Origin of the sequence: Rickettsia endosymbiont of Polydrusus tereticollis (assembly GCF_964026385.1) — a bacterium.
Lineage (GTDB): Bacteria > Pseudomonadota > Alphaproteobacteria > Rickettsiales > Rickettsiaceae > Rickettsia.
Genome location: NZ_OZ032142.1, coordinates 2015085 through 2035443 on the forward strand (window position 1 = coordinate 2015085; position 20359 = coordinate 2035443).

Consider the following 20359-nt stretch of genomic DNA (forward strand, 5'->3'; position numbering starts at 1 on the left):
GATATTGCATGAGATATAGGAGACAAAATCCTCGTAAAGCTGTATAATACTGGTATTTCATTAGAATAATACAAAGGATTTTGTCATGACAAATTGTATAGCATATAGTTACCAGTTTTCCAAAGTAAAAAATCGGACAATAGAGATAAATTTCACTGGAGGTGATATTAGTAGCGATGGAGGTGTGTTGTTATTAAGAGAAGCAGATAAAAGGCTTGGTATAACAGAGGAGCTTGCTAAAATATTTCCTGATAGACGAGATGGTAGTAAAATTACCCATAATATGGCAACAATGCTGAGGCAACGAATTTATGGTATTGCATTAGGTTATGAAGATTTAAATGACCACAATTATCTACGAAAATGTCCTGCTATGCAAACAGCTATGGAAACAATTGATGATATGGCAAGTAGTTCTACCTTATGTCGTATAGAAAACAATGCTGATAGACACTTTGCAATTAAAGTGCATGAACTAATGCTTGATAAATTTATTAAGTCTCATAAAATAGTACCAAAGCAGCTAATACTTGATTTTGATGCTACGGATGATGAAATTCATGGGCAACAGGAAGGTAAGTTTTATCATGGTTATTACGGTCATAATTGCTTTTTACCTTTGTATGTTTTTTGTGGAAAGCATCTGTTAGTTAGTTATCTTAGGACGTCAAAGCAGGATCAAGCAAAACATTCTTGGGCAATATTATCATTGTTAGTAAAACGTTTTCGCCAAGCTTGGCCAGAGGTAAAGATTATTTTTCGTGGTGATAGTGGATTTTGTCGTCATCAGATGTTTGATTGGTGTGATATTCATAATATAAAATATATTGTAGGAATGCCCCAAAATAACAGACTAAATGAGTTACTGAAACCTACAATGGAGAAGTCAAAAGCAGCATTTATTATAACCCAAGAAAAGCAACGTCTTTTTAGTGAGTTTCCATATAAGGCTGGTAGTTGGAGTCATGAACGTAGAATAATTGGTAAGGCAGAAATGACAATGCTTGGAGAAAATCCAAGGTATATAGTAACTAATTTATCAGATAAACCTGAAGATTTATACGACAAAGTTTACTGTGGTCGTGGTGATATGGAAAACCGTATAAAAGAGCAACAACTAGAATTATTTGCAGATCGTACTTCTTGTCATAGATGGTGGGCTAATCAGCTCAGAATGATTTTATCGGGTCTTGCATACACTTTAGTAGAATATATCAGAGGTAATTTATTACAAGGTAGTGCATTAGCAAAAGCACAAATAGGTACAATACGTTTAAAATTATTAAAAATTGGGGTAGTAATTATCCGTAATACTAGGCGTATTAAGTTTTTGTTATCTTCATCATATCCTTACCGACAGGTATGGAATCATGTGATGAAGAAATTAGCATTAGAATAACCTAGATTAGCACTGTTCCCGGTGCTTAGAAAAAATGGGGTAAGGGGCATTACATCTAAAATTTGAAAATAACGGCTTCAAAGCATTTTTTGGCAAAATTTTTACAAAAGTATCATTGCTAATATTATAAATTACTCAATTTCTTACTTTAAATCTCACTTCATGCAATATCCGGGTTAGCCCACCATCTATGACAAGAAGTACGATCTGCAAATAATTCTAGTTGTTGCTCTTTTATACGGTTTTCCATATCACCACGACCACAGTAAACTTTGTCGTATAAATCTTCAGGTTTATCTGATAAATTAGTTACTATATACCTTGGATTTTCTCCAAGCATTGTCATTTCTGCCTTACCAATTATTCTACGTTCATGACTCCAACTACCAGCCTTATATGGAAACTCTGAGGTGGTACCCTTTGTCTAGACAAATTTTTTAAATTTTAGAGGTGTAATTCTCCTGTATTAATGTATTGGTTTTTCAAAGTAAAGTTTGCATTTTCTATGTCATATAGCCTCTTGATAATTTTCTAGTTTTTCTGCAAAATGTATCATTTCAGGTGTCTTATATTCAAGCGATTGATGAGGTCTTTGCTGATTATAAAATTCTATATAATCTCTGATAGCTATCTTTGCTTCACGTACTGTTTCAAGATCAAAACGATAAATCTTCTCTTGTTTCAAAGATCGCCAAAAACGTTCAATAAATACATTATCTAAGGCTCTGCCTTTGCCGTCCATACTAATAGCTATGCCTTGTTGCTCAAGTATTTGAGTAAAATCTTTTGATGTAAATTGTACTCCTTGATCCGTATTAAAAATGTCAGGCTTGCCATGTATAGATATTGCTTCATTTAGAGCTTCAATACAAAAATCATTTTCTAAACTAATCGACACCCGCCAACTCAAAATATAACGACTATACCAATCCATTATAGCAACCAAATATACAAAACCTTGCTTTAATCTTATGTAAGTAATATCTGCACAGTAAACTTGATTGGAGCAAACCACCTCTATATTATTTAATAGATATGGGTATACTTTATGAGCCTGATTCCTACGGCTTAAATTAATCTTTGGGTATACTGCTTCAATACCAAGTATTTTATAATATTTTCTTATCATCTTACGACTAACATTTAACCCTTCGGATTTTAGGACATGAGACATTCTTCTAGTACCATAATAGGGATGCTCTGTAAAAATCTCATCAATTCTGTTCAGTACTCTATACTCCTTATCATCTAAGGTATTCCTAGCTCGGTAGTAGTAACTTGAGCGGTTTAAATCTAAAAGTTTGCATTGTCTTGCTATGGTTAAATTTGAAGCATAACTTATCATTTTTTTCCTAACCTCTAAATCCAAAGATACTAGATTTTTTTTTAAGCCAGTCTCTTTCAACTGTTAACTGGCCTATTTGCTCAAATAATGATTTAATTAAATCTTCTTGGCCGGTATCTTGTTGTTTAGATTTCGATTTAAATCCAGAAACCATAAAATCTAAAGCTTCTTTCTTCCATTTATAAATCTGATTAGCGTGAACACCATATTTGCTGGTAATTTGAGCTATAGTCATTTCTCCAGATATTGCTTCAATTGCTATTTTTGCTTTTTCTTCTGCACTATATTTTTTAACTTGTTTTTTCATTTTTTGCTCCTTTTCCTAGGAGATATTATACCTACTTTTCTCTATTTTCTTGTCTAGTTTTTGGGTACCATTATAGACAATCAATTTATTTAAACAAAGACACAAATAATAAAGCTGATATTGAGGTTAATAAACGTTCTTTTGGCAGAATCAGAGGTTCTTTTGTTGAGATTAGTAAAAATAATGAACAGCAGAACGTACAAAACAGTAAAGATGGCAATAATTCAGCAAGTAATGTAACGATTATAGCAGAGGGGCTTGAGACCGCTTTAAGTATTAGGGAAGCTGGTATTAAAGGCAAAATTCTTTGTAGTTTAGGTGTAAGTAACATTAGGAACTATGAGCCTATCAAAGGAGAAAGAATAATAATTGCTGCTGATAATGATGGCAAAGACGCAGTATCAGTTCACACTGTAATGAAAGCTCAGGAAGAATTAATTAGCAAAGGAGCTGTGGTATCAATAATACGACCACCAGAAAAAGGCGATTTTAACGATATGTTAAAATCCCAAGGAGCAGAATCTATAAACAAGCTTATAGAGCCTGAAATAGCAAAATTAACAGTAGCTAGTAAAATAACTAAACAGTCATCCTTAAAAGCAAGTGATGATAGCAAATCACAATTTCAGTCTATAGAATTACTATTTTCAAAAATGGTAAATAACGATAATAACGGACTAAATAATTTGCAGCAACAGCAAATAACAGCTCTAGCCAAGTTTGGCACAGCAGAAAATATCGATACTGCTTTACAAATCTACAGAGAAAAAGGTATAGATTCTTGTACTGCTTATAGTAACAAGATTTGCATAGCAGCAATAGAGCAGAAGATACAGAAAGATTTACAAATTATGCAGAATAAATTTGATCCTAATTATAATCTTGGTGATAAAAAATTTTCTGATATAGTAGTATATGATTTTCAAGGCAAAAGCCATTTCGTCCCTGAAGATTACTTAAATGCCATAGGAAGAGATAAACAAGTAATGCAATATATAAGTCCAAGCTCAGAAATAGCTAAAGAAATAAGAAGTGCAGTAAAGCAAGTATCTGAGATCAAGCTAAATCAAGGAATAAGAGTTTAGAGTGTAGTGTAATAATATTTTATCAAGTTAAAAAATATAAATATATGAGTGAACAAGGAAACCTGCTGGGTGATCCAGATAAAGGCACGAAGAAAGCTAAGCATGATAAGATATTTCGTAAGGCACTAGAGAATCCTCTAGTTGCCCATGAGTTCTTTAATGCACATTTGCCCCCAAATATTAAAAGTTTAATAGATTTTCCTAGTTTAGCAATGGAAAATACCACTTTTGTAGAAAGCTCTTTAAAAGATTCTATCTCTGATGTTTTATTCTCATGCAAATTTGATAAACAAGACGGATATTTATTTTTACTTGTCGAGCATCAATCACAAGCAGATCATTTTATGGCTTTTAGGCTATTTAAATATATGATTAATATTTGTGAGCGATATTTAATACAAAATCCTAAAGCTAAGACTTTACCATTAATATACCCGATGATATTTTACAATGGTCAGGAGAAATATAATGTTGCAAGGAATTTGTGGGATTTATTTGCCAATAACAAATTAGCAAGAGAATTATGGATTAGTGATTACCAATTGGTGAATGTCCATGAAATTCCTGACGAAGAGTTTAAACAAAGGATATGGTCAGGGATATTAGAATTTTTTCTCAAGCATATAAATGAGAGGGAATTATTAAAAAGATGGCAAGAAATATCAGATATATTACCGGAATTAACCAAAATAACGATAGGTTATGATTATCTAGAAATGATATTATATTATACATTGACGAAGATAGAGCAAGATGATAAAATAAAACTAGAGAATTTATTATCAACAAAGTTGAATCCAGAAATAGGAACAAGGCTTATGAGAAGTTTAGCAGAGCATTGGCAACAAGAAGGAAAAGAATTAGGTATTCTTGAAGGCTTACAAGTTGGTGAAGCTCAAGGTATCCAAATTGGTAAAGCTAAAGGTATCCAAATTGGTGAAGCTAAAGGTATCCAAATTGGAAAAGCTGAAGGAAAAGCTGAAGGAAAAGCTGAAGGAAAAGCTGAAGGAAAAGCTGAAGGGGAATATAATAAAGCAGTAGAGGTAGCAAAGAAAATGTTAGCTCAAGGTTGCAATATTGCTTTAATTTCTAGTGTAACCGGTCTTGATGAAGCTTTTATTAGTTCTTTAGAGTAAACATATTTCTTGTAAAATTTACTCTGCTGTTTGAAAAATCATTTATAAAAAATTCTGAAATAACAAAAAAGTTTTTTATACACAGCTTACCTCTAAAACTCGTAATACTAAATTAGCGATTTAAAGGGGCATTATAATAGGATTTTTCTTTATAAGGTATATCCCCCTATCAAACAATTGAAATCTTTTAAAAATGCCATTAAAATGGTTTCTATATTTTTGCATTGAAATCAAGTTTGTAAATTCATTTGTAATTTAGTAATAGGGAAATTACCCACAAGTTTTACATAACAGGTAAGATCTGGTAGATTCATGATTTCAGAAGGCATTACTAATAATTTCCTTTTCTCTAAATGATTCATATTAACTCCATCCCGCATAGAGTTAGCACCATAAGAGAGATTCTCTTGAGTTTCAATAATTTCTTGCTCACCAAGCATTAAAGCTGATTTATGTGCTGTTTGTTGATCACTTACCCGAAAAATAAATTTACTGCCAAATAAATCAAGCATTGAAGCTGCTCCTGCATGGCCATATATCTCCTCTAATTGATGAATATTCTGCATGCCTGCAACAACGCAGCCACCATATTTCCTGCTTTCAGCTAAAGCTATAGGGAGTGAAGATATCTTTTGTAAAGCTGGCAGCTCATCAATCACAAACCACATATTACTATGAGTATTATTGATGTTCCTATTCATTAATGCTTTTATCGCTATGCTAATCCATGCAGCAATAAGTGGTCGTAGCATTACTCTCTGATTAGGAGTACTAGTTATAAATAACCAACCTTTGTCCGCAGTAAACCACTTTCTAATACTAAAACTACCATCAGGCTTTAAATGTTGCAGAGCTTCAATATTTTTACTAACAGTTGCTTGAATACCTGAGGAAGTCTCAGGGGCACTACTGCTAATTATACCGGCTACTGCACTGTTTTTAAAGATCCTAACAAATTCCTTATTATTTGCATAAAGAATAGTATTTATTAGCTTTTTGATGTCTTTACTATCCTGATATAATCTTAATCCTTCAGCTAATACTAGCTCAGCACTTTTAGCAAAAAAATCATCTAATTTTGGATTATAATTACTAAAACTACTGGCTATATCATTATAATCCCAAATTTCATGACAATCATTCCATGGTAACCATGCTGAAGTATTCTCTTGCAAAGGATTAAGTATCTTATCACATTTTGGATCAAAAAATCGATCAGTAAAGCTACCTGTTAAATCAACAATAATTGCTCTACCACGCTCTTTATTAAAATATTCTTCTGCTAAAATGTTTAGATCTTGAATCTTGCTTTGTAGATCTATTGGTTGTGGTTTTTCATTAACAATACTAGTGGTATTTTCTGCAAAAATACTGCTAAAAAATATTAATGGCAAGATAAATATGAATGCTAATTTTTTGATATTTTTCATAAATTTCTTTTAATTATTGTCATTTTTATAGCCTGGTAGTTTAATGTTTCTTTTCTTTATCGCCTTATCGCTAATGCCAATATTATCTGCTATTTGCTGGCCAGTTCTGACAATCGTTGATTCAGGAGTTTTATTAAATTCATCTTCAATTTGTTCCCTCTTATCTTTTACTTTATCAGATAACTGCTCAAGAAGCTTTACTTTTTCTACTTCATTATTACCTACATTATTAATTAGCATTTGTTCTACATTTTTATCATAAATATCATTTTTTCTATCATCAATACTACTAATAGCAGCTTGATCATTTAATCGTTGTTTATTTTCATCAAAACTTGATCGTAAGCTTTCTTTAGATGGAATATTGACTCTACTTACAGAGCTTAAGTTTTTAGGTATAGTATTGTTAATTTTAGCTATATCTAAAGCTATTTGCTCAGCTTCTTGTGTGTGAGTACTCACCCACGCTGCTGCTTGCTCCTTGCTATTTACTCCAGGAATATTTTTTGCAATTATGCTATTCAATACTGGTTCATTTAAATTACGATCAATAGCAGCCGAGTTTTGTGCAATATAATTCATATTATAACTTAATTGCTCTATATTTTGTTTAGTGCTTGCTATTTCTTGCCCTACAGATTGTTGCTCAGAAAAATTACTATTTAGATTATTGCTAAGTGACTGCATGCTACTACTTGCATTACTTAATCTGCCATCTTTAGTAGCACTTTTAATCTTAGATAATGCTTCATTATATGATTGTTGCTGATTAACTGATTTTCCTTGTTCTTTTCCTTGATCATTAGTTGATGTAACTCCAATAATTCCACTACCAAACATAGTATTCACACCAATACTTCCTGTAGCACTAGTACTAGTTCCTTTTCTATTACTACTACCAGTATGATCAGTAGCAGATGTGCTGTCTGAATTCATCTGCTGCAAGGCTAAATACTGGCTATCAGTAATACCGATAGATTTCGCCTCTTCATAGCTTAATCTTTTACCTATTTCAGTTGCTATGGAATTTCCTGTAGTAGTTAAATCACTATATCTATCATTTAATGAGTCAAGATAACTTTGTGAGCTCATAAACTGAGATTGATAACTATCCTGTAATAATTTAGAAGAGCGGTAGTTGTTAACAAGTGAGTCTACTGCTTGAGTCAGTACTTGTCTACCACTAGCAGTATGATCTGTCAACAGTTTTCCGGACAGTTTTTTACGCACATTTTTGTATTTTTTCTATTGTACTGGTGATAGATAATCGTTAGCAGAATGCATTCTTATACGATTATAAAATACCTCTATATATTCAAATATAGCATGTTTTGCTTCCTCCCTAGTTTTAAATTTATGTTGATAAATTAATTCTGTTTTTATAGTATGAAAAAAGCTTTCAGCAACAGCATTATCCCAGCAATTTCCTTTACGACTCATACTCTGTATAATACCATGTTGTTTTATAAGTTTTAAATGACTATCAGAACAATATTGGCTACCTCTATCAGTATGCCAAATAAGCTTTTTAGGTGGTTTACGTTGCCATATTGCCATTAGCAAAGCATTATTAACTAAATCAGCTTTCATATTACTATTCATTGACCAGCCTATTACTTTTCTAGAAAATAGATCAATAACTGTTGCTAAATATAACCATCCTTCTCCAGTTGGGATATAGGTGATATCACCAACCCAATAACAATTAACATTAGAAACTTTAAACTGTCTATCCAATAAATTAGGAGCAACTTGCTTATTATGCTTAGAATCAGTAGTTGCTTTAAATTTATACTTAGTTTTACATACTAAGCCAGCTTCATTCATTAGTCTTGTAATTCTCCTACGACTAACAATTATGCCTTGCCTCAACAAAGCCTTTTTAATGGGTCTAGATCCATAATTTCGTCTACCTTCCTGAAAAATAGCTCTAACCTTACAGGTTAATTCTCTATTTTCTTTATCCCTATTGCATCCAGGGTTATTTAACCACTCATAATAACCGCTACGTGATACCTTCATACATTTGCACATAATTGCAATTGAGAAATCATCTTGATGCTTCTTTATCCATGCATACCTTACAGGGACTCTTTTGCAAAGTACGCTGCAGCCTTTTTTAGTATATCACGCTCCTGTGTTACTATCACCAGCTCTTTCTTTAATCTTTTTAATTCATCATACAGATGTTCATCTGTTCTTGTTATTGATTCTTCAAATTGTTTAGAATATTTATCTATCCAACTATATAAAGTATTCTTACTGATACCTAATTCTTTTGCAGTCTGAATAACAGGTCGCTTCGATTCAGTTGCCAATTTAACTGCTGATTCTTTAAATTCACTAGAATACATTTTTGTTTTTGTCATACTGTATTTCCTTTCTGTTAATATTGTCTCATACTAACTGTCCGGAATACTATAGCCACATCACTGTAAGGTATGCATGGATAAAGAAGCATCAAGATGATTTCTCAATTGCAATTATGTGCAAATGTATGAAGGTATCACGTAGCGGTTATTATGAGTGGTTAAATAACCCTGGATGCAATAGGGATAAAGAAAATAGAGAATTAACCTGTAAGGTTAGAGCTATTTTTCAGGAAGGTAGACGAAATTATGGATCTAGACCCATTAAAAAGGCTTTGTTGAGGCAAGGCATAATTGTTAGTCGTAGGAGAATTACAAGACTAATGAATGAAGCTGGCTTAGTATGTAAAACTAAGTATAAATTTAAAGCAACTACTGATTCTAAGCATAATAAGCAAGTTGCTCCTAATTTATTGGATAGACAGTTTAAAGTTTCTAATGTTAATTGTTATTGGGTTGGTGATATCACCTATATAGCTAGAAGCTAATAAAACGGCTATAAAAAAAGACTTATGACATATAGTATAGATTTTCGTAGAAAGGTATTTAAGATAAAGAACAAAGAAGGTTTAAGTTATGTACAAACAGCCAAGCGTTTTGATGTAGGGAAGACAACATTAGTGCGTTGGGCAAAACGTTTGGAGCCTTCACGTACTCGTAATAAACCTGCAACAAAAATCAACATGGAAGCATTAAAACAAGATGTCAAGGACTATCCTGATGCTTATAATTATGAGAGAGCTGAACGTTTAGTTGTAAGTACACATGGCATTTGGAGAGCTCTTAAACGCTTAAATATTACATATAAAAAAAACACTGAATCACCCAAAAGCCAAAGCAAAAGAGAGGTTATGCTTTCAAAATAAAATTACTCAATATACACATGATGGAAAACCTATAGTATACTTGGATGAAAGTGGTTTTATGCATGACATGCCTCGTACTCATGGATATTCTATGAAGGGAGAAAGATGTTTTGGTACACATGATTGGGGAGCTAAAGGACGTACTAATGCTATAGGAGCCTTGCTAGACAAAGCACTTTTGACAGTTAGTCTTTTCGAACATAATATTGATACACAAACTTTTACTCATTGGGTAAAAGAGGATTTAATGCCTAAATTACCAGATGGTTGTGTAATTGTTTTAGATAATGCTGCTTTTCATAAGAATAAAGATATGCAATATTATATCAAAAATGCTGGGCATATCCTTGAATATTTACCGGCATATAGCCCAGATTTAAATCCAATTGAACATAAATGGGCTCAAGCTAAATCTATTAGGAGAAAATATCAATGTGATATTGATCAACTCTTTAGAGATTATTGTCCATAGCCGTTTTATTAGCTTCTAGCTATATCCCAACTGGAGAAGGATGGTTATATTTAGCAACAGTTATTGATCTATTTTCTAGAAAAGTAATAGGCTGGTCAATGAATAGTAATATGAAAGCTGATTTAGTTAATAATGCTTTGCTAATGGCAATATGGCAACGTAAACCACCTAAAAAGCTTATTTGGCATACTGATAGAGGTAGCCAATATTGTTCTGATAGTCATTTAAAACTTATAAAACAACATGGTATTATACAGAGTATGAGTCGTAAAGGAAATTGCTGGGATAATGCTGTTGCTGAAAGCTTTTTTCATACTATAAAAACAGAATTAATTTATCAACATAAATTTAAAACTAGGGAGGAAGCAAAACATGCTATATTTGAATATATAGAGGTATTTTATAATCGTATAAGAATGCATTCTGCTAACGATTATCTATCACCAGTACAATACGAAAAAATACAAAAATGTGCGTAAAAAACTGTCCGGAAAACTGTTGACAGATCACCTTTGTCTAGACAAATTTTTTAAATTTTAGAGGTGTAATTCTCCTGTATTAATGTATTGGTTTTTCAAAGTAAAGTTTGCATTTTCTATGTCATATAGCCTCTTGATAATTTTCTAGTTTTTCTGCAAAATGTATCATTTCAGGTGTCTTATATTCAAGCGATTGATGAGGTCTTTGCTGATTATAAAATTCTATATAATCTCTGATAGCTATCTTTGCTTCACGTACTGTTTCAAGATCAAAACGATAAATCTTCTCTTGTTTCAAAGATCGCCAAAAACGTTCAATAAATACATTATCTAAGGCTCTGCCTTTGCCGTCCATACTAATAGCTATGCCTTGTTGCTCAAGTATTTGAGTAAAATCTTTTGATGTAAATTGTACTCCTTGATCCGTATTAAAAATGTCAGGCTTGCCATGTATAGATATTGCTTCATTTAGAGCTTCAATACAAAAATCATTTTCTAAACTAATCGACACCCGCCAACTCAAAATATAACGACTATACCAATCCATTATAGCAACCAAATATACAAAACCTTGCTTTAATCTTATGTAAGTAATATCTGCACAGTAAACTTGATTGGAGCAAACCACCTCTATATTATTTAATAGATATGGGTATACTTTATGAGCCTGATTCCTACGGCTTAAATTAATCTTTGGGTATACTGCTTCAATACCAAGTATTTTATAATATTTTCTTATCATCTTACGACTAACATTTAACCCTTCGGATTTTAGGACATGAGACATTCTTCTAGTACCATAATAGGGATGCTCTGTAAAAATCTCATCAATTCTGTTCAGTACTCTATACTCCTTATCATCTAAGGTATTCCTAGCTCGGTAGTAGTAACTTGAGCGGTTTAAATCTAAAAGTTTGCATTGTCTTGCTATGGTTAAATTTGAAGCATAACTTATCATTTTTTTCCTAACCTCTAACCCGGATATTGCATGAGATATAGGAGACAAAATCCTCGTAAAGCTGTATAATACTGGTATTTCATTAGAATAATACAAAGGATTTTGTCATGACAAATTGTATAGCATATAGTTACCAGTTTTCCAAAGTAAAAAATCGGACAATAGAGATAAATTTCACTGGAGGTGATATTAGTAGCGATGGAGGTGTGTTGTTATTAAGAGAAGCAGATAAAAGGCTTGGTATAACAGAGGAGCTTGCTAAAATATTTCCTGATAGACGAGATGGTAGTAAAATTACCCATAATATGGCAACAATGCTGAGGCAACGAATTTATGGTATTGCATTAGGTTATGAAGATTTAAATGACCACAATTATCTACGAAAATGTCCTGCTATGCAAACAGCTATGGAAACAATTGATGATATGGCAAGTAGTTCTACCTTATGTCGTATAGAAAACAATGCTGATAGACACTTTGCAATTAAAGTGCATGAACTAATGCTTGATAAATTTATTAAGTCTCATAAAATAGTACCAAAGCAGCTAATACTTGATTTTGATGCTACGGATGATGAAATTCATGGGCAACAGGAAGGTAAGTTTTATCATGGTTATTACGGTCATAATTGCTTTTTACCTTTGTATGTTTTTTGTGGAAAGCATCTGTTAGTTAGTTATCTTAGGACGTCAAAGCAGGATCAAGCAAAACATTCTTGGGCAATATTATCATTGTTAGTAAAACGTTTTCGCCAAGCTTGGCCAGAGGTAAAGATTATTTTTCGTGGTGATAGTGGATTTTGTCGTCATCAGATGTTTGATTGGTGTGATATTCATAATATAAAATATATTGTAGGAATGCCCCAAAATAACAGACTAAATGAGTTACTGAAACCTACAATGGAGAAGTCAAAAGCAGCATTTATTATAACCCAAGAAAAGCAACGTCTTTTTAGTGAGTTTCCATATAAGGCTGGTAGTTGGAGTCATGAACGTAGAATAATTGGTAAGGCAGAAATGACAATGCTTGGAGAAAATCCAAGGTATATAGTAACTAATTTATCAGATAAACCTGAAGATTTATACGACAAAGTTTACTGTGGTCGTGGTGATATGGAAAACCGTATAAAAGAGCAACAACTAGAATTATTTGCAGATCGTACTTCTTGTCATAGATGGTGGGCTAATCAGCTCAGAATGATTTTATCGGGTCTTGCATACACTTTAGTAGAATATATCAGAGGTAATTTATTACAAGGTAGTGCATTAGCAAAAGCACAAATAGGTACAATACGTTTAAAATTATTAAAAATTGGGGTAGTAATTATCCGTAATACTAGGCGTATTAAGTTTTTGTTATCTTCATCATATCCTTACCGACAGGTATGGAATCATGTGATGAAGAAATTAGCATTAGAATAACCTAGATTAGCACTGTTCCCGGTGCTTAGAAAAAATGGGGTAAGGGGCATTACATCTAAAATTTGAAAATAACGGCTTCAAAGCACTTTTTGGCAAAATTTTTACAAAAGTATCATTGCTAATATTATAAATTACTCAATTTCTTACTTTAAATCTCACTTCATGCAATATCCGGGTTAGAAGCCAAGGGGGCGAAGGGACTAGTTTTATATGTTATTTACCTTTGAAGTTGCCTTTAGTTGATAATCCTGTTGACACTGGCTGGTGTGATGTTAAGCAAAGCCCCATACGTGTATAATTGTTACTAGTAGCAGTATAATATACTGCTACTTTAAATAATCTATTTTGAGAAGTTAACGTAGGGATGTTATGTTTTAATTAGGTAAATTAAAGTAGGTTGTATCGTGCCAACAAACGAGGAAGTACAAGTTTTTACGAGCGAACAGTGGTATTCATTAGGTAAGTCTCAGTTAGATACAGAACCAGAAAAAGCACTGGAATCATTTAATAATGCAATAGAATTAGCATCTGATGATATAATGAATTATAACTATAAAGGAACAGCATTATCTCGTTTAGGTAGGCATCAAGAGGAGATAGACGTATACAATAAAGCAATATCACTTAAACCTGATCATAGCTATAGTTACTATTATAAAGGAATAGCTTTATATAAATTAGGAAGAGCAGAAGAAGCACTTAAAGCTTATAACAAAGCAATGGAATTAAAATTAGAATATTCTGGTCTTTATTATGCAAAAGGTATTGTTTTAGCAGTGCTAAATAAAAAAGAGGAAGCACTTGAAGCTTATAATAAAGCAATAGAGATAAACCCCAATCACTATAATGCTTATAGCAACAAAGGCTGTATTTTACAGGGGCTAGAAAGAAAAGAAGAAGCACTTGAAGCTTTTAATAAAGCCATAGAATCAAAACCTGATGAAGCTAAGTTTTATTATAATAAGGGAATAGCTTTAAAAGCATTGGATAAGAATGAAGAAGCAATTAAAGCTTATGATACGGCAATTATGTTAAATCCATATTACGCTAGTGCTTACCATAATAAAGGAATCGTATTAAATATTTTAAAAGCACATACTGAAGCACTCAATGCTTTTAATAAAGCAATAGAATTAAATCCCAATAACTCTGATTATATTTTTGTTAAAGGAGCAACTTTATTAATTATAGGTGGTAAGCTTATTGAAGAAAAACAATTTGAAAAGGCTGATAGAGTATTAAGGAATAAAATATTTAATAAAATAAATGATGATCAAACAAACGAGGCATTTTCTACATTTAAAGGGATATGTTTATTTCATAGAAAAAAATATCATAAGGCACTTATTCAATTGAATTATGCTTTAACTTTAAATCCTAATTCTCCAAGTGCTAACAAATTTAAATTAAATTGCCTCAACGCATTAGGACTAAAAATCGAAGTTAAAAAAGAACAAAATAAACAACTTACTAAAGATATAAATAATATAGATGTATTACTAGAAAAGGCATTAAGTTTATTGCAAGAAGAAAAAATTGAAGAGGCAGAGAAATTTTTTAGAAGAGCTGAAAGGTTAGGAATAGACAAGAAATTTGGGGACAACGACAACAGCAAAAAATTTCAAATATGTTATCTCTCTATGAAAGCAATATATTTACAAGATCAGAAAAAATATTATGAAGCACTTAAGTCTATAAACGAAGCTTTAGGATTTAAAATGAAATATGAGGAATTAAATTTATATAGACGTAAGGCGGAATTACTAAGCTCAATCGGACACTACAAACCGGCTCTGGATTGCTGTAATTACGTTTTGACTAATGAATCCGAGGAAATATCAGAGGTAAATAGAAGAAGAGTATTATTGGTAAAAGCTATAAGTTATTATGAGTTAGGAGAGATAGAAGAAGCTGAACAGCTTATTAAAGTTTACAACTTGAATCAAGACCCTCAAATGGTAAAAGAAGAGATAGGTAAATTATTATATTTTCCTAAAAAGGATTAATAAGAAGCGTGTAAGAAAAAAGTAAATTATTGTTTTTTTATCACTAAATTTAAAGGCAGTTGATTAAAATATCTAAATAGGCATATTCAATTGACATTATAATTAAGGAATTGTTTAATTATATTTAGTAGAAATATAATGATTTAGTTTAAAGGTAGTAAGGTATAAAATGCCGAAAGTAGCAGATAATGATCCTGGAAACGCCATAAAGGAAAAGTGGGCTGACTTAAAATCATTAATGAGTAATGTTTCTACACGTACCCAAGCTGACACTTTTTTAGCTATTGCGGGTGGCTTAGTTTTAGAAGCAGAAGCACTAGGTATAAAGCTTGATATATCAGGCATGCAAGAAACTTTAAATGCAAAGGTCAAAAGTCATGAAGTTGACCAAGCAACTAATCAAGATAAAAATTTCAAAGAAAATGAATTATTACAAAAAGAACTTTTAGAAGAGCTTGAAAAATATAAAGAAGAAACCCAAAAGAAAAAAGAGCATATTAATTTAGTACAAAATAGGTTTGAAGAAAATAGTAGTAAATCTATAAAAGAAATAGATGAAGATATCAAAAAACTAGAAAAGATTAATAAAGCTATTGATGAGGGAAAACCAATTAAAGAAAGTGATTTAGATGAGCAAATCTTAAGTACCGATAAAATTAAAGAATTAAATAAAGAACATAAACAACTTTATGCCGATCGCGATGAAATCAACCAACAACACGCAGAAGCTCATGAAGAACTAAAAAAGTTAAATCAAGAAATCCATGATTTAAATAAAAAACTTGCCGATCAAAAATTATCCCCTCAAGAAAAAGAACAACTACAACATAAAATACATCTTTCCATAGAAAAATTAAAAGATCATAAGCCAATAGTGGAAATGTTAAATGAATTAAAAGTTAAAAATGATAAAATAATAGAACAAAAGGAAGAAAAACTAAAAATAAGAAAAAATACAATAGATGCATTTGGTAAAAAAATAACAGCAGATGACAATAAAAAATATTTAGATAACCCTCTACACCTTAAGCAAAAACATTCTTTATTAGAAAATCAACATAAAGCTATAGTTAGCGATGGGATAGTTAACGATAACGATTTGCGTAATAAAACATTAAATAAAATTGCGGATGATAAAAAAGTAAAGAAACAAGCAAATCAAATAAGAGACAAAATGCAAAACAGTTCTTCCTCTAATTCTATTCCTCCTAAGCATCGTAATACCAAAGGAAGAGAAAGATAATATATTAATAAAATATAAGGAGAATATTATGAAAAATAACTTAACTAAAGAAGAAAACGAAGAATTAGCAAAATATAAACAAGCAAATCAAGCAAAAATGGCAAAGCTTAAAGAACTACAGGAAAGGCAAAAGGGGTATGAAGCATCTAACGTAAGGTTAGATGAAGATATCGCAACATTACAAGCTATTAACAGACAATTAAGTAATAATTCAGATGAGGTAAAAGTAACAGGTGAGACCTCACAAGATAACGGTCATCACCCTCAAGAAAAAAAAGCTTCTTGTTCTATTTTATAGTTTTTCTAAAAAATTATACTAACTATTATGAAGCATTAATAAAATGCTTCATTTTTTTTATCATGAAATACAAAATTTCTTATTGACTTTCAACAAAAAAAATATAACTCCTTTACATTTAATTAAAATGTAAAGAAATTGTTAGGATTTGAAAAAGAGCAGAGGAGTTTAACTAAAAATCAAAAACAAGCGGTTGGATTGCTGTCCATCGGCACTTTTCTTGAGTATTTTGACTTAATGCTATATGTTCATTTAGCAGTACTACTTAATGAGTTATTTTTTCCAAAATATGAACCTCACGCAGCCTCTCTTCTTGCAGCCTTCGCCTTTTGCTCTACTTTTGTGTTTAGACCGGTTGGGGCTTATATCTTCGGTCGAATCGGTGATAAATTAGGTCATAAATCAACTGTTATTATGACAACTATTTTAATGGCATTTTCTTGTGTTATCATGGCAAATGCTCCTACTTTTGAGACAAAGGGGTTTTTCGCTTCCGTATTAGTTACAATTTGCCGTGCTGTTCAAGGAATGTCTTCTGTAGGAGAAATAGTGGGAGCAGAACTTTATTTAACTGAAGTTACAAAACCTCCAATACAATATCCAGTAGTTTCTTTTATTGCGGTTGCTTCAGTAATAGGAACAACAGCTGCATTGGGTATGGCTTCTTTAGTTACTTCATCTTTTGGACTTAATTGGCGTCTTGCTTTTTGGATGGGTGCTATAATTGCTGTAGTTGGAGGGTTTGCAAGGACTACACTAAGAGAAACGCCAGATTTTGCAAATGCAAAACTTAGGCTTTTAGAAAAATATGAAGAAGCCAATATTGATAAAGAAGAACTAAAAAATGATGTACTTTTTAATGAAAAAGTTGATAAAAAAACAACTATATATTTCTTTGTATTAAGTTGTGCCTGGCCTATATGTTTTTATTTTACTTATATTACATGTGGAGGAATTTTAAAAAATTCTTTTGGCTATACCGCTCCACAAGTCATTCAACAAAACTTTATTGTTTCAATGGTTCACTTAGTAGCTTTATCATTTATAAGCTATTTAAGTTATAAAATATATCCCCTAAAAATACTTAAAGCAAAACTATTTTTATTATTTATCTTTATGTTGTTTTCTCCATATATGCAACGACAAAATTTATTGCCTGGGGATGACAGCTAACTTTGCCGGTAAGAGGGTGGATAAGTTTGCATAAATAAGCCTCCTTTTTGTTAATGCTTTATAATATTGGAATATTTACTTAAGTTTAAATTCTAGATATAACAACGTTAAATTTGTGTCATACTTGATTTTATAATTGTTTTTCTGTAAGTATTAAGTTTGTTTAAGAGCATGTTTTTTCCTATAACTTTCAGAATTAATTTCTAGAATCGTAGAATGATGAATTAGCCTATCGATAGCTGCTACAGTCATAGAGTTTGTAGCAAAAATACTATCCCATTCACTAAAAGGCTGATTAGATGTAACAATAAGACTCCCTGATTCATATCGCTGAGCAATCAGTTCGAACAAAACATGCGTTTCAGCTTCATCCTTACGTACATATCCTATATCATCAAGGATAATAACATCATATTTATCAAGTTTAGCAAGTTCTGCCGGAAGGCGACAATCTCGACGAGAGGCTTGCAGATTTTGAACAAGCTTAGTGGGGGAAGTAAAGAGTACTCTGATATTTTTTTCTACCAATGCATACCCTAGTGCAGCAACTAAATGACTTTTTCCTACCCCGGATGGACCAAAAACTAATAAATTTTCGGCTCGCTTAACCCAACTAATATTACAAGCTAGTGATGTGGCTATAGTATTCCGGACAGTTAGTATGAGACAATATTAACAGAAAGGAAATACAGTATGACAAAAACAAAAATGTATTCTAGTGAATTTAAAGAATCAGCAGTTAAATTGGCAACTGAATCGAAGCGACCTGTTATTCAGACTGCAAAAGAATTAGGTATCAGTAAGAATACTTTATATAGTTGGATAGATAAATATTCTAAACAATTTGAAGAATCAATAACAAGAACAGATGAACATCTGTATGATGAATTAAAAAGATTAAAGAAAGAGCTGGTGATAGTAACACAGGAGCGTGATATACTAAAAAAGGCTGCAGCGTACTTTGCAAAAGAGTCCCTGTAAGGTATGCATGGATAAAGAAGCATCAAGATGATTTCTCAATTGCAATTATGTGCAAATGTATGAAGGTATCACGTAGCGGTTATTATGAGTGGTTAAATAACCCTGGATGCAATAGGGATAAAGAAAATAGAGAATTAACCTGTAAGGTTAGAGCTATTTTTCAGGAAGGTAGACGAAATTATGGATCTAGACCCATTAAAAAGGCTTTGTTGAGGCAAGGCATAATTGTTAGTCGTAGGAGAATTACAAGACTAATGAATGAAGCTGGCTTAGTATGTAAAACTAAGTATAAATTTAAAGCAACTACTGATTCTAAGCATAATAAGCAAGTTGCTCCTAATTTATTGGATAGACAGTTTAAAGTTTCTAATGTTAATTGTTATTGGGTTGGTGATATCACCTATATCCCAACTGGAGAAGGATGGTTATATTTAGCAACAGTTATTGATCTATTTTCTAGAAAAGTAATAGGCTGGTCAATGAATAGTAATATGAAAGCTGATTTAGTTAATAATGCTTTGCTAATGGCAATATGGCAACGTAAACCACCTAAAAAGCTTATTTGGCATACTGATAGAGGTAGCCAATATTGTTCTGATAGTCATTTAAAACTTATAAAACAACATGGTATTATACAGAGTATGAGTCGTAAAGGAAATTGCTGGGATAATGCTGTTGCTGAAAGCTTTTTTCATACTATAAAAACAGAATTAATTTATCAACATAAATTTAAAACTAGGGAGGAAGCAAAACATGCTATATTTGAATATATAGAGGTATTTTATAATCGTATAAGAATGCATTCTGCTAACGATTATCTATCACCAGTACAATACGAAAAAATACAAAAATGTGCGTAAAAAACTGTCCGGAAAACTGTTGACAGATCACCTTTGTCTAGACAAATTTTTTAAATTTTAGAGGTGTAATTCTCCTGTATTAATGTATTGGTTTTTCAAAGTAAAGTTTGCATTTTCTATGTCATATAGCCTCTTGATAATTTTCTAGTTTTTCTGCAAAATGTATCATTTCAGGTGTCTTATATTCAAGCGATTGATGAGGTCTTTGCTGATTATAAAATTCTATATAATCTCTGATAGCTATCTTTGCTTCACGTACTGTTTCAAGATCAAAACGATAAATCTTCTCTTGTTTCAAAGATCGCCAAAAACGTTCAATAAATACATTATCTAAGGCTCTGCCTTTGCCGTCCATACTAATAGCTATGCCTTGTTGCTCAAGTATTTGAGTAAAATCTTTTGATGTAAATTGTACTCCTTGATCCGTATTAAAAATGTCAGGCTTGCCATGTATAGATATTGCTTCATTTAGCCCGGATATTGCATGAGATATAGGAGACAAAATCCTCGTAAAGCTGTATAATACTGGTA

At 31.8% G+C, this 20359-nt stretch carries 19 protein-coding genes and 3 pseudogenes; 13 read left to right on the forward strand and 9 right to left on the reverse strand.

Annotated elements, in window-relative coordinates:
* Positions 1-85: 85 nt before the first annotated feature.
* Entirely contained in the window at positions 86-1399 is a 1314-nt protein-coding gene (locus AAGD48_RS09780) for an IS1380 family transposase (protein ID WP_341789277.1), read from the forward strand.
* A gap of 160 nt (positions 1400-1559) precedes the next feature.
* Here the strand turns inward: AAGD48_RS09780 and AAGD48_RS09785 are convergent, their stop codons facing one another.
* The 3 genes from AAGD48_RS09785 to AAGD48_RS09795 form a co-directional block, all read right to left on the reverse strand.
* Positions 1560-1763 carry a transposase gene (locus AAGD48_RS09785; RefSeq protein WP_410526044.1) on the reverse strand — a complete coding sequence of 68 codons (204 nt, stop codon included), beginning with the start codon at positions 1761-1763 and terminating at the stop codon, positions 1560-1562.
* Between the two features lie 144 nt (positions 1764-1907).
* Positions 1908-2744 (reverse strand): IS3 family transposase, encoded by an 837-nt coding sequence (locus AAGD48_RS09790; RefSeq protein ID WP_341789327.1) that lies wholly within the window; start codon positions 2742-2744, stop codon positions 1908-1910.
* Positions 2745-2751: 7 nt separating this feature from the next.
* Positions 2752-3051 carry a transposase gene (locus tag AAGD48_RS09795; protein ID WP_045812944.1) on the reverse strand — a complete coding sequence of 100 codons (300 nt, stop codon included), beginning with the start codon at positions 3049-3051 and terminating at the stop codon, positions 2752-2754.
* 77 nt (positions 3052-3128) lie between these two features.
* Here AAGD48_RS09795 and AAGD48_RS09800 point away from each other — a divergent pair.
* A pseudogene (locus tag AAGD48_RS09800) lies at positions 3129-4136 on the forward strand (toprim domain-containing protein); the annotation flags it as partial.
* A 44-nt stretch (positions 4137-4180) separates the two neighbouring features.
* Entirely contained in the window at positions 4181-5272 is a 1092-nt protein-coding gene (locus AAGD48_RS09805; RefSeq protein WP_341789865.1) for an Rpn family recombination-promoting nuclease/putative transposase, read from the forward strand.
* Positions 5273-5502: 230 nt separating this feature from the next.
* On the opposite strand, the pseudogene AAGD48_RS09810 reads toward AAGD48_RS09805, so the two are convergent.
* The 3 genes and pseudogenes from AAGD48_RS09810 to AAGD48_RS09820 all read right to left on the reverse strand — a co-directional run.
* Positions 5503-6537: pseudogene (locus tag AAGD48_RS09810) on the reverse strand (type IV secretion system DNA-binding domain-containing protein); the annotation flags it as partial.
* A gap of 174 nt (positions 6538-6711) precedes the next feature.
* Positions 6712-7905, reverse strand: a complete 1194-nt coding sequence (locus AAGD48_RS09815) for a hypothetical protein (RefSeq protein ID WP_341789867.1) — start codon at positions 7903-7905, stop codon at positions 6712-6714.
* 42 nt (positions 7906-7947) lie between these two features.
* A protein-coding gene (locus tag AAGD48_RS09820; protein ID WP_410526016.1) for an IS3 family transposase occupies positions 7948-9071 on the reverse strand; the annotation gives its coding sequence in 2 pieces (ribosomal slippage) (positions 7948-8825 and positions 8825-9071; 1125 coding nt in all).
* 128 nt (positions 9072-9199) lie between these two features.
* On the opposite strand from AAGD48_RS09820, the gene AAGD48_RS09830 reads away from it, so the two are divergent.
* From AAGD48_RS09830 to AAGD48_RS09845, 4 genes and pseudogenes are all read left to right on the forward strand, one after another.
* Complete coding sequence (locus AAGD48_RS09830) at positions 9200-9559, forward strand: IS3 family transposase (protein WP_341789868.1); 360 nt, start codon at positions 9200-9202, stop codon at positions 9557-9559.
* A 24-nt stretch (positions 9560-9583) separates the two neighbouring features.
* Positions 9584-9937: an IS630 transposase-related protein gene (locus AAGD48_RS09835; protein ID WP_341789396.1), complete on the forward strand. Its 354-nt coding sequence runs from the start codon at positions 9584-9586 to the stop codon at positions 9935-9937.
* A gap of 1 nt (position 9938) precedes the next feature.
* Positions 9939-10409: an IS630 family transposase gene (locus tag AAGD48_RS09840; protein WP_341790737.1), complete on the forward strand. Its 471-nt coding sequence runs from the start codon at positions 9939-9941 to the stop codon at positions 10407-10409.
* Positions 10410-10426: 17 nt separating this feature from the next.
* Positions 10427-10888, forward strand: a pseudogene (locus AAGD48_RS09845) (IS3 family transposase); the annotation flags it as partial.
* A gap of 121 nt (positions 10889-11009) precedes the next feature.
* On the opposite strand, the gene AAGD48_RS09850 reads toward AAGD48_RS09845, so the two are convergent.
* Positions 11010-11894, reverse strand: a complete 885-nt coding sequence (locus tag AAGD48_RS09850) for an IS3 family transposase (RefSeq protein ID WP_341789869.1) — start codon at positions 11892-11894, stop codon at positions 11010-11012.
* A 59-nt stretch (positions 11895-11953) separates the two neighbouring features.
* On the opposite strand from AAGD48_RS09850, the gene AAGD48_RS09855 reads away from it, so the two are divergent.
* From AAGD48_RS09855 to AAGD48_RS09875, 5 genes are all read left to right on the forward strand, one after another.
* Positions 11954-13267, forward strand: coding sequence for an IS1380 family transposase (locus tag AAGD48_RS09855; RefSeq protein ID WP_341789277.1), 1314 nt, complete (start codon positions 11954-11956; stop codon positions 13265-13267).
* 404 nt (positions 13268-13671) lie between these two features.
* Positions 13672-15273 carry a tetratricopeptide repeat protein gene (locus AAGD48_RS09860; RefSeq protein ID WP_341789870.1) on the forward strand — a complete coding sequence of 534 codons (1602 nt, stop codon included), beginning with the start codon at positions 13672-13674 and terminating at the stop codon, positions 15271-15273.
* A 169-nt stretch (positions 15274-15442) separates the two neighbouring features.
* Positions 15443-16516 carry a hypothetical protein gene (locus AAGD48_RS09865; RefSeq protein ID WP_341789871.1) on the forward strand — a complete coding sequence of 358 codons (1074 nt, stop codon included), beginning with the start codon at positions 15443-15445 and terminating at the stop codon, positions 16514-16516.
* Positions 16517-16544: 28 nt separating this feature from the next.
* Positions 16545-16814 (forward strand): hypothetical protein, encoded by a 270-nt coding sequence (locus tag AAGD48_RS09870; protein ID WP_341789872.1) that lies wholly within the window; start codon positions 16545-16547, stop codon positions 16812-16814.
* Positions 16815-16952: 138 nt separating this feature from the next.
* Positions 16953-17987, forward strand: coding sequence for an MFS transporter (locus tag AAGD48_RS09875; protein WP_341789873.1), 1035 nt, complete (start codon positions 16953-16955; stop codon positions 17985-17987).
* A gap of 153 nt (positions 17988-18140) precedes the next feature.
* Here the strand turns inward: AAGD48_RS09875 and istB are convergent, their stop codons facing one another.
* Positions 18141-18650, reverse strand: coding sequence for an IS21-like element helper ATPase IstB (gene istB, locus AAGD48_RS09880; RefSeq protein WP_341790789.1), 510 nt, complete (start codon positions 18648-18650; stop codon positions 18141-18143).
* A gap of 30 nt (positions 18651-18680) precedes the next feature.
* Between istB and AAGD48_RS09885 the strand changes: the two genes are divergently transcribed.
* A protein-coding gene (locus AAGD48_RS09885; protein ID WP_410526007.1) for an IS3 family transposase occupies positions 18681-19828 on the forward strand; the annotation gives its coding sequence in 2 pieces (ribosomal slippage) (positions 18681-18927 and positions 18927-19828; 1149 coding nt in all).
* Positions 19829-19949: 121 nt separating this feature from the next.
* Here AAGD48_RS09885 and AAGD48_RS09890 read toward each other — a convergent pair.
* Positions 19950-20330, reverse strand: coding sequence for an integrase core domain-containing protein (locus AAGD48_RS09890; protein WP_341789874.1), 381 nt, complete (start codon positions 20328-20330; stop codon positions 19950-19952).
* Positions 20331-20359 lie beyond the last annotated feature (29 nt).